The sequence below is a fragment of the Mycolicibacter icosiumassiliensis genome (assembly GCF_900078685.2).
GTDB lineage: Bacteria > Actinomycetota > Actinomycetes > Mycobacteriales > Mycobacteriaceae > Mycobacterium > Mycobacterium icosiumassiliensis.
The window spans coordinates 1,310,823-1,321,072 of sequence record NZ_LT546166.1 but is presented as its reverse complement, the minus strand read 5'-3'; the positions used below and the strand labels follow the sequence as shown (position 1 = coordinate 1,321,072).

The 10,250-nt window shown below is 70.6% G+C and carries 8 protein-coding genes and 1 pseudogene; 4 read left to right on the top strand and 5 right to left on the bottom strand.

Annotated features, from left to right (window positions below; translation table 11 throughout):
* Positions 1 to 554: pseudogene (locus tag BN4346_RS48065) on the bottom strand (type VII secretion-associated protein); the annotation flags it as partial.
* The gene (gene eccCb, locus BN4346_RS30120) at positions 551 to 3,553 is read right to left on the bottom strand and encodes a type VII secretion protein EccCb (RefSeq protein ID WP_327344070.1); all 3,003 of its coding nucleotides are present in this window, start codon (positions 3,551 to 3,553) and stop codon (positions 551 to 553) included. The gene eccCb and the pseudogene BN4346_RS48065, both read right to left, overlap by 4 nt.
* Before the next feature lie 176 nt (positions 3,554 to 3,729).
* On the opposite strand from eccCb, the gene BN4346_RS30115 reads away from it, so the two are divergent.
* Both BN4346_RS30115 and mycP read left to right on the top strand, forming a co-directional pair.
* Positions 3,730 to 4,878, top strand: coding sequence for an EsaB/YukD family protein (locus tag BN4346_RS30115; RefSeq protein WP_067969906.1), 1,149 nt, complete (start codon positions 3,730 to 3,732; stop codon positions 4,876 to 4,878).
* 3 nt (positions 4,879 to 4,881) lie between these two features.
* Positions 4,882 to 6,186: a type VII secretion-associated serine protease mycosin gene (mycP, locus tag BN4346_RS30110; protein WP_067969904.1), complete on the top strand. Its 1,305-nt coding sequence runs from the start codon at positions 4,882 to 4,884 to the stop codon at positions 6,184 to 6,186.
* Here the strand turns inward: mycP and eccB are convergent.
* A complete protein-coding gene (eccB, locus tag BN4346_RS30105; RefSeq protein WP_067969900.1) occupies positions 6,122 to 7,228 on the bottom strand; it encodes a type VII secretion protein EccB in 1,107 nt (368 codons plus the stop codon). The two genes, mycP and eccB, sit on opposite strands and share 65 nt — an antisense overlap.
* Before the next feature lie 87 nt (positions 7,229 to 7,315).
* On the opposite strand from eccB, the gene BN4346_RS30100 reads away from it, so the two are divergent.
* Together BN4346_RS30100 and BN4346_RS30095 are read left to right on the top strand one after the other, a co-directional pair.
* Positions 7,316 to 8,017 (top strand): cutinase family protein, encoded by a 702-nt coding sequence (locus BN4346_RS30100; protein WP_407695066.1) that lies wholly within the window; start codon positions 7,316 to 7,318, stop codon positions 8,015 to 8,017.
* 59 nt (positions 8,018 to 8,076) lie between these two features.
* The gene (locus BN4346_RS30095) at positions 8,077 to 8,712 is read left to right on the top strand and encodes a cutinase family protein (protein ID WP_067969897.1); all 636 of its coding nucleotides are present in this window, start codon (positions 8,077 to 8,079) and stop codon (positions 8,710 to 8,712) included.
* A gap of 75 nt (positions 8,713 to 8,787) precedes the next feature.
* Here the strand turns inward: BN4346_RS30095 and truA are convergent, their stop codons facing one another.
* On the bottom strand, positions 8,788 to 9,663 hold the full coding sequence (truA, locus tag BN4346_RS30090; RefSeq protein WP_067969895.1) for a tRNA pseudouridine(38-40) synthase TruA: 876 nt from the start codon (positions 9,661 to 9,663) through the stop codon (positions 8,788 to 8,790).
* Positions 9,635 to 10,180: a 50S ribosomal protein L17 gene (gene rplQ / locus BN4346_RS30085; protein WP_067969892.1), complete on the bottom strand. Its 546-nt coding sequence runs from the start codon at positions 10,178 to 10,180 to the stop codon at positions 9,635 to 9,637. Before rplQ ends, truA begins: the two co-directional genes overlap by 29 nt.
* Positions 10,181 to 10,250 lie beyond the last annotated feature (70 nt).

The window sequence follows — 10,250 nt, the reverse complement described above, 5'->3', positions numbered from 1 at the left end:
GGCCGCAGCCGCTCCTCGATCAGCCCCGCCAGCGCCCCGGCCCCGCCGTTCCCGGCCGGTGCGTCGATCACGACCGCACCGAGATGGCCCCGAACCGCCGCACGTATCCGGCGCACCGCCGCGTCAGCGACCTGCTCGGGGGCCCCGATGCGCGGCTCGGCGACCACGTCGGCGCCGCCGTCGCCGGTGATGGCCACCAGGCCGGCGGCGATCTCCACGACGACCGCGGCATGGGACACGGCGGCCAGCACCGCGGCTCGCGATCGGGTGACCACCTCCCCGGCCAGGCCTCGCGTCGCCGCGGCAAGCACCGCCACCCGTCGGGCCGGCCACCACGACGGGTGGATGAGTTCGACCGACTCAACGGGCAGCGGGCAGGACAGCACGTCGCGCAGCAGCCCCGGGACCGACACCGGCTGTCCGTCGACCAGTCCGACCGGGTCATCGATCCACTCCAGCGCCGCCGCGGCAGCGGCCGATTCGACACTGCCGCAGCACCGTCGGCGGATGGTTGCGGGACCGGCCTCGATCACCGCCCGGTGCCCGATGGTCATGGTTCCCACGCCACCTGGATGAGCCGCTCGCCGTCGGCTCGGGTCACCAGGGTGCCGCGCCCGGGCGGCAGGGGCACCGGGCGAACCGAACCCCACGGGGTGTCCGCGGCGCTGCCCGCCACGCCGCTCATCATCAGCCTCATCGCGCCCAGATCGGTCAGTGCGGTCAGCATCGGCTCGTACAGCGTCCGGGCCGCTCCCCCGCTCCGGCAGGCGACGATCAGGTGTAGCCCGAGATCGCCGGCATGCGGCAGGTATTCCAGCAATGGTGTCAACGGATTTCCGGTCGCGGCAGCCACCAGGTCGTGGTCATCGACCACCACGTACAGCTGCGGCCCGGACCACCATGAGCCGGCGCGCAGTTGCTGCGGCCTGAGGTCGGTACCGGGCAGCCGCCCGGCCAGCTGGTCGATCAGATCCGGCAGCAGCGTGGTCAGCGCGGGCCGCGACATCGCGTAACCGGCCAGGTGTCCGGGCGGTACGACGTCCAGCAGGCCGCGCCGGTAGTCGACCACCAGCAGCTGAGCCTGTCCGGCGGGGTGGGCCCGCACCAGTTCTCGGCACAGCGTGCGCAGCGCGGAGGTCTTGCCGCACTCACTGTCGCCCAGGACAAGCAGGTGCGGTTGCCGGCCGAAATCGATGGGAACAACCTCCAGTCCGCGCTCGTCGATGCCCAGAACCGGCAGGCTATTGGGGGCGGCGGTCAGGTCGGCCCGGTCGACGACGGTCGGCAGCAACCGGATCGGTGCTGCGACGGCACCGTCGTGGTGCCGCATCGGTTCCCAGCCCTGCGGGCGGGCCAGCAGCATGTGCATGCCGTCGTCGGTCAGGCCACGTCCGGGCCGGCCCTGCGGCACCCGCTGGGCCTGGCGACGATCCAGTTCGGATTCGGCCGGATCTCCCAGCCGCAGCTCGATACGCGTGCCGATCAGGTCCCGCAAGGCGGGCCGCACCTCGGCCCACCGCGACGCGGTCAGCACCACGTGGACACGAAAGGACAGCCCGCGTGCGGCCAGCGCGACAATTCGGTCTTCCAGCTCGAATTCCCGGCACAGGGCGGACCATCCGTCGATCACCAGGAAGATGTCCGGGGCCGGGCCTTGGTCGTCCGCGACGCAGCCGGTTCGCTGGCCTTCGCGCCGCGCCACGATGGCCTCCATCTCGGCGACCACCCGCCGGACCAGGTCCGGTTGCCCAACGCCGGCGACCGCCCCAACCTGCGGCAGGGTTCGGATCGCCGAGAGTGCCCCGCCGCCGAAGTCCAAGCAGTAGAGCGCGACCCGGGTCGCGTCGCGGGTAGCACTCAGCGCGGCGATCAGGGTGTGCAACGCAGTGGACTTGCCCGATTGCGGGGCGCCCACGACGGCGACATGTCCAGCGGCGCCGTCCAACCGGATCGACAGGGTGGTCCGACGCTGTTCGAAGGGCCGATCGACGACTCCGATCGGAACCGTCAGATCGGCGTAGTCGGCGTCGAGGAGTGACCCCAGCGTCGGGGAATCTCCCAGCGGCGCCAGCCATATCTGTCGCGCCGCGGGCCCGTGTCCGGACAATCGCTGCAGCATGGCCTGCAGCACGGTGCGTCCGCCCGGATCGGCAGCTTCCCGGACGGGACCGAGCGGCACGGCGGTGAACGGGCGCACCGCGATGGATTCCGACCGGGCAGGAGGGCACATCCCGGAGACGTAGGCGGTCTGGAATCGCCGCACCGTGCCGTCGGCGGTCCGTAGGAGCCCAACCCCGGGGATGTTGGGCAGTTCATGGGCGTCGTTGGTGCCCAGCACGATTCGCGATTCGGCGGCCGACATCGTCTTGAGACACACCCGGTAGGACAGGTGCGATTCGAGGCCGCGAAGCCTACCCTCCTCCAGGCGCTGGCTGGCCAACAGCAGATGCATGCCCAGCGATCGGCCCAGTCGGCCGATGGCGATGAAGGTGTCCAGCAGATCGGGGTGCTGGTGGATCAGTTCGGCGAATTCGTCGACGATCACCAGCAGTGCCGGCAGGGCAGTCAGCTGCGGCTGCGCGGTTCGCGCCTGCCGATATGCGGCGACGCTGGGCGCCCGGGCAGCGCGCAGCTGCTGCTGGCGCCGCTGCATCTCGCCGGCCAGCGCGTCGCGCATCCGTTCCACCAGCGGAGCCTCCTCACCGAGGTTGGTGATGACCGCGCAGACATGCCTGGCCTGCTCGAAGCCGAGAAAGGTTGCACCGCCTTTGAAGTCGACCAGCACCAGGTTCAGGTCCTCCGGTGAATGCCTGGCCGTCATGCCCAGCACCAGGGTGCGCAGGAACTCCGATTTGCCTGAGCCGGTCGCGCCGACACACAGCCCGTGCGGTCCGCTGCCCCGCACTGCGGCCTCGTTGATGTCCAGGGCCACCGGGTCTCCCCTCGCATCGGTGCCGATCGGCACGCACAACCGCTGTGCGGAAACGGCGGCCCAACCCGTCGGCGGGTCGAAACCCTCAATGTCACCGATCTCCAGCAGGTCCGCCCATCCGCGGACTGTGCCGCTAGAGCCGACCCGCCGGTGTGCTGCCAGGCGCCGCGCGCACACCAGCGCATCGGCAAGGGTCAGAAAGTCCGGGCGGCCAAGATGGCCATCGGCGTCACGCAGCGCCGTCGCGGTTACGTGCAGGCGGCGATCCTCGCCTCGAGAACCTAGCTCCGCCACCCGTAGACCGGTCGCGTCGTCACTGACCACCACGGCCCTGCGGCCGGCAAGGCTGGTTTCGGCGGCAGCCAGGTCGGGGTAGGTCAGCCGCAGCGGTCCGCCGGCATCGGCGGCCGACGGATGCTGATGGTGCGGCAGCCATTTCAACCAGTCCCAGTCGCCGGGATGCTGACTGGCGGCGGCCGCGATCAGCAATGCATCGGGGCCGTGCAGCACGGCGAGCTGACAGATCAGCGCGCGCAGCAGACCGCGGGCCCGCTCGGTGTCGCCATCCAGCAACAGCGGCGAAGGCCCCAGCACCATCAGCGCGATGGGAACATCGGGCACCGTGGCGTGGGCGTCCAGGAAACGTCGCAGCGCGACATCGGTGACCGGATCGACCCGCCGCTCGGCACACCGTAGGCAGTGCCGATTGCACCGGCAAGTCAGCTGTGGATAGCCGAAAGCCCCTCGCCCGCCGGATCAGTAGCGTGCGACCAACAAAGCCGAAAGGGGAACGCGACGTGCCGATTCCAGATTCCGGCCTGTACCGCGTCGCAGTACACGCCGATACCGCGCACGCTGATCTGACGCTACCGTCCGGGGTCCCGGTGGCGACCCTGATCGCGTCGGTCCTAGATCTGATACCGCACCGGACCAACCCGCACTCGCTGCGCCCCTATCACCTGTCCGAGCCGGGCAGGGCAGCACTGGACGGCGGGAAAACCCTGTCCCAACAAGGCATCCGCGATGGCTCCACGCTGGTGTTGACCCGCGCCGAATGTCCGGCTCCGCAGGTGATGTTCGATGATCCGGCCGAACAGGCGGCGGCCACGGTACGGACGATCGAGCGCCCGTGGAGTCCAGTGGCGTGCCGGCTCAGCGCCGCATTGACAGCGTCCGGGCTAGCCGGGGTGGCCGGCTTCGTGGCGATACCCGGCGGACCCGGCGCCCCGAACGCACTGTTGGCGGTCGCGGCTGCCGGGGCGGTCACCCTGATGACCGTCCCGCCGAGTGGCTGCGGCGGGACCGTGCGCACGACGTTGTGCTGCCTGGCCGGGTTGGCGGTACTGGGCGCGGTCGCCGGAATGGCCATCGCGGTGACCGGGATTGCACCACCCCGGGTGGGAGCCGTGGCGGTTGCCGCTGGAGTGGGCCTGGTCCGCACCGCCGGCCGAGTGGCGGCCGCGGCCACCGGGTTGTTCCGTCGGGAGGACTCCGTGCCGTCGCGGGTGAGCGAGGCGCACGATCTGTTGACGGGCTTGGTGGTGGCGGCTACGGCATTGGTGGCGCTGGGTGCCGCCGTGGGGATTGCCGGGGCGCCCCGCCTGGTCGGCGCGGTATTCGCGGCGATCGCCGGTGTAGCGCTGGCACTGCGAGCCCGCTCGCACACCGACGGTGTACAGATCGCGTCCTTGCTCGCCGGCGGCACCGCCACGTTGGCGATCGGCCTGCTCGGCGCGGCCAGCAACACCACCGGGCAGTGGCCGGCGGCACTAGCCGTGGTGCTGGTCGCGGCCGCGCTCGGCCTTGGCTTCGCCGCTCCGACCGGGTCCCCGCTGGTCTGGCGTGGCGCCGAAGTCGTGGAGGGCCTGGCACTCGGCTCGCTGGCGCCGCTGGCGTGCTGGCTGTGCGGGTTGTACAGCCTTGCCCGCGGACTGAGTCTGGGCTGACGCGTGCGCACTCGGATCGCTCGGCTGGTGGCGGCCGCGACGATCGCAGCGGCAACGGCCACACCGCCGGCCAACGCGGTTGCACCGCCGCCGGTGGACCGCAGTCTGTTGCCTGCCCCGGCGCCGGCTGCGCCGGCACGCCCCACGGTGCAACGTGAGGTGTGCACGGTGGGCTCGCTGGGACCGGGTAGTCCCCCGACCCAGCTCGACGGGCTGGACCTGGCGGCGGCCTGGGCGCTCACCCGCGGTGCCGGCCAGCGGGTTGCGGTGATCGATACCGGTGTTGCGGCGCACCGGCGGCTGCCCGGTCTGATCGGCGGCGGCGACTACGTGTCCACCGGTGACGGCACTCGGGATTGCGACGGACACGGCACCCTGGTCGCCGGAATCATCGCGGCCGCAGCGGATCCCGTGGCCGACCGGTTCAGCGGCGTAGCGCCGTTGGCCACCGTGATCGGCATCCGAGCCTCCAGCGCAAGGTTCGGCACCCTCGGCGAGGCGCCCGGTATCGGCGATGTCGACACCCTGGCCAAGGCGGTGCGTACCGCGGCCGATCTGGGCGCGTCGGTGATCAACATCTCCGCGGTGGCCTGCCGGCCCGCAAATTCCGGGCTCGACGACCGGCCGTTGGGCGCCGCCCTGGCGTATGCGGTTGAGGTCAAGAGCAGCGTCGTCGTCACGGCAGCCGGCAACACCGACGACGGGTGCGGCGGTGACGGACCCAGGATTGTCACTCCGGCCTGGTACGACGACTACGTGCTGACCGTCGCCTCGGTGGATGCCCGCGGCGTCGCCTCGGCGTTCACCCTGCCCGGACCGTGGGTCGACGTGGCCGCTCCCGGCGAAGCGGTGCTCTCGTTGAGCACCGTCGGCGATGCGATGGCCGACACCCTCGACGGCTCGGCTTTGCGCGGCACCAGCTTCGCCGCGCCGGTGGTCAGCGGTGTGGTGGCGCTGATCCGCGCCCGGTTCCCACAGTGGACCCCGCGGCAGGTGATGGACCGGATCAAGGCCACCGCCCACCACCCACCGGGTGGGCGTGACGATGTCGTCGGCGCGGGCGTGGTGGACCCGTTGGCGGCGCTCACCTTTGACGTGGCCACTTCCCTCGAACCGTCCCGGCCTGGCCCACCGCTGCCCCGACCCGACCCGGGCCTGGAACCCACTGCCGAACCCGCTCCCGCCGGGCTGCGCACCGCGATTCTCAGCACGGCGGTGCTATTGGCGTTGCTCCTATCAGCCGTCACCGGCCGGGCGCTGTCTGGCCGGGAACCACGTCGCGGCCCAGCAGCGCTTGGTCCCGACTGAGCCGGGGACCGGGCGGCAACCCAGTCAGCATCGGCCACGGCACCCCGGCGGCCACCGCGGGCAGCCCCAGCCTGCGCGCCGCGTCGTCGTCATCGACGGTGAACCGCACCCCGCTGTCGGCGATCAGATAGCCGACTCCGCGGGGGTGACCAGCGGTGTCGACCGCCCGCACGTAGGCACTGTGTCCCGGCGGCAGATAGACCCCGTCCAGGTCGGGGCCCGGACCGTCTGACTGGGCCAGCACTGTCGGCGCCTCCCCCGCCGGCAGATTCAGCCCGGCCGACAAGGTGATCCCGGCGGGGTCGTCCGCGCGCCAATGCACGCACAGCGTGGCCGGGGCGGGCCGCACTCGGAGATACTCCACCCGATCGGAGGCCATAGCGGGTGAGGCTTCGGGAATCGCGTTGAGCAGCAGTGCCGAGACCCGTCTCGGCGCAGCGGAGTCCAGCAGCGGGTCGGCAGGGTCGACCGCAACCCGGCGCCCGTCGCGGAGCAGATAGGTTGCCCCGGACTCGGAGCTGACCGGTACCGCTTGTTTCGGGTCGAGGCGGGCGGCCGGCAGCGGGTCGATGCCGACGATGAGGGTGGTGCCGGCGGAGTCCTCACACAGCGACCACGTCACGGCGCCCGGCAGTGCCGTCCCGAGCACGCCCGGCGCACCCGGGATGCCCAGCGGCGGCCCACGCCGCGCCCGGCCGACCGCGGCGCCGTCCACCGGTCGCGGGTCGGCCGCACCGGTGATCAGCCGAGCCGAAGCGAGGTTGTCCACCGGATGCATCGTGTCGCCGATCCGGACATAGAGCGCCCCGGTCGCGCGGTCCAGCACGATGAGCGCGTCACCCAGGACCGGCTGCGGCCGTAGGACGGCCAGCATCACCGCGCCGGCGGTTACCACCATGCTGAAGAGCCATCCCAGGCCCAGGGCGGCTCGACCGGGGACGGGGCCGCCCGTCACCTGTCCGCACCGCAGCGCCCGTTCCATCCGACGGGCCAGGAAGCGGTGTGCGCTGAGCTGAAGCTGCGTCGTCGATCGCCCGGGCATATCGGTCACACGCTATGCGTGAGACCGGTGCGACCGTGCTCGGCCATCCACAGGCCGGTAGGTATCGAATTCGGTTTCGGTACCATCTTGGGTATGCGTTTTGTTCAGCTGAGCAGCATTTTTTCCACGACATTGATGGCCGGCGCACTGCTGATGCTCCCGGCCGTAGCGCCGCGTGTCGCCCCGGTGGCGTCCGCCTACGACTGCCCGGACGTCGAGGTCATCTTCGCCCGCGGCACCAGCGAGCCCCCGGGCGTCGGCCGGGTCGGCCGCGCCCTGATCGACTCGCTGCGCCAGCAGACCTCGAAGAAGGTCGACGAGTACGCGGTCAACTACCCCGCCGGCCGGCTGCAGCTGGGTGGCGGCGACGGTGCCAATGACGTGATCAAGCGGGTCAAAGCGGCGGCCGACGTCTGCCCGGACACCCAACTGGTGCTGGGCGGCTACTCACAGGGCGCGTCCGTGATCGACATCGTCACCGGCACGCAGGTGGGCGGCATCAGCTGGGGCAACCAGCTGCCCGCCCAGTACGCCGACCAAGTGGTGGCGGTGACCACCTTCGGCAACCCCGCCGACCGCACCGGCGGGCCGATCAGCACACAGAGCGCCCTGTTCGGCTCCAAGGCCCTGGACCTGTGCAATCCGGGTGACCCGATCTGCCACGAAGGGCCGGGCAACGAATGGGCCGATCACACCGACGGCTACATCCCGGCAATGACCAGCCAGGCGGCGAACTTCATCGCCGGCCGGCTGCGGGCTGCGGGACCGGCGCCGACGCTGACACCGTGATCAGGCCCACGCTGACTTAGTTAGCTCGTCAACGCTTTTTTTCGCTACTATCGGTGATCATGAAGGCATTCCGCATCCTGGCGGCCGGGGCCGCTGCCGCAGCGCTGCTGATGGACCCCACCGCGTCATCGATGCCGACGGCCTCGGCTGACGGTTGCCCCGACGTCGAGGTGGTGTTCGCCCGCGGGACCAACGAGCCGCCGGGCCTGGGCCGGGTGGGCGATGGCCTGGTCAGCGCCCTGCGGGGGCAGACGTCTCGATCGATCGGCGCCTATGCGGTCAACTACCCGGCCAGCTATGACTTCGGTCGGGCAGCCGACGGCGCCAACGATGCCAGCGGTCACATCATGTGGATGGTGGAGAACTGCCCGGGCACCCGCCTGGTCCTCGGCGGGTACTCGCAGGGCGCGGCGATCATCGACATCGTGGCCGCCGCACCGGTGCCCGGCTTCGGTTTCACCGCGCCGTTGCCGCCCGAGGCCGCCGATCACGTCGCGGCGATCGCGGTGTTCGGCAATCCGTCGAACAAGATCGGGCAGCCGCTGACCAACAGTCCCGCCTACGGATTCAAGACCATCGACTTGTGCACCGATGGTGACCCGGTCTGCTCCCCCGGACGCTTGGTCTCCGCGCATTCGGGCTACACCCCCGGCATGACCAATCAGGCCGCTTCGTTCGTCGCCGGCCTGCTGTAACAGCGATAGCCTCGAAATCGGTTTCCCGCAGGGAAAGTGCGAGTAGACACCTGCGTCAGCAGGATCTCGCGACGACTAGCGGGTCCGCAGATCCCGGGTGATGATGGTGCGCGCCCCCAGCTGGTCGTCCGGCGGGTAGTCGACGCCGACCAGTGATAGCCCACGTGCCGGCGCGGCGGTGAAATCACTGGAGCGGCGCTGCGCGTTCAGCAGATCGGCGCACCACGCGGCATCGCGCCGGTGCTCACCGACCGCCAGCACCGCCCCGACCAGGGAGCGCACCATCGACCAGCAGAACGCGTCGGCACTGACGTGCGCGGTGACCAGATCACCGTCGCGGACCCAGTCCAGGCGCTGCAGGTCGCGAATGGTGGTCGCCCCCTCGCGATGCCGACAGAAGGCGGCAAAGTCATGCAGCCCCACCAGATTTCGGGAGGCCTGCACCATCGCGTCGACGTCCAGCGGACGCGACCACGCGGTGATGTAGCGGGCCTCCTGGGGCACCACCCCGTAGGGCGCGGTCGACAGCCGGTAGGCGTAGTGGCGGCGCAGCGCCGAGAACCGGGCGTCGAAGTCAGCGACAGTACGCCGCACCCGCAACACCCGCACGTCCATCGGCAGGAAGCGCGCCAATCGCCGTGTCAGCGCCAAGAACTCCGGCTCGCCATCACGCCGAGTCCGCGAATAGGCATGCGATAACGCCGAAGTCGGAACGTCGACATGCGCCACCTGCCCGGTAGCGTGCACACCGGTATCGGTACGACCGGCCGCGAACAACCGCACCGGAGTGCGGAACACGGTCGTCAGAGCCTCGTCGAGAACTCCGGCGACCGTGCGCTGTCCCGCCTGAACCGCCCAGCCGGCGAATTCCGTGCCGTCGTAGGCGATGTCGAGCCGAAGCCGGACGACTTCGGCCGTGCCGTCAGGACTCGTCGGTACCCTCGGCCGCATCGGTGACCTCAGCAGCCTCGGTGGCTTCAGTAGCCTCGGTGGCCGGCTCTTCGACCTTCTCCTCGACCTTGGGGGGCTTCTCCGCCTTCTCGGTCTTGGGGGCGGCCTTCTCCGCCTTGGCCGCGGCGCGCCGGGCGCGGTCAGCCTCGGAGGTCACGGTCTTCTCCCGAACCAGCTCGATCACGGCCATCGGGGCGTTGTCGCCCTGACGCGCCTCGACCTTGATGATGCGGGTGTAGCCACCGTTGCGGTCCGCGAAGTGCGGCGCGATCTCGGCGAACAGCGAGTGCACCACGTCCTTGTCGCGGATCTTCTTGAGCACCTCACGCCGGTTGTGCAGCGTGCCCTTCTTGGCGTGGGTGATCAGCTTCTCGGCGTACGGCCGCAATGCCCGCGCCTTCGGCTCGGTCGTCTTGATCCGGCCGTGAGTGAACAGCGACGTGGCCAGGTTGGCCAGCAGCGCCTTCTGGTGCGAGGACTTTCCGCCGAGGCGGGGACCCTTAGTGGGCTTGGGCATTGCGACTTCTCCTCAATGGGGCCGGCCCCCGTATCAGGTAGGGCCGGGACGGCTCTCTTTTCGAGAGGTT

Coding starts and splice junctions, on each gene's coding strand:
- eccB (WP_067969900.1), bottom strand. CDS start 7,228: ATGCCCGGGCGATCGACGACGCAGCTTCAGCTCAGCGCACACCGCTTC.
- BN4346_RS30095 (WP_067969897.1), top strand. CDS start 8,077: ATGAAGGCATTCCGCATCCTGGCGGCCGGGGCCGCTGCCGCAGCGCTG.
- truA (WP_067969895.1), bottom strand. CDS start 9,663: ATGCGGCCGAGGGTACCGACGAGTCCTGACGGCACGGCCGAAGTCGTC.
- rplQ (WP_067969892.1), bottom strand. CDS start 10,180: ATGCCCAAGCCCACTAAGGGTCCCCGCCTCGGCGGAAAGTCCTCGCAC.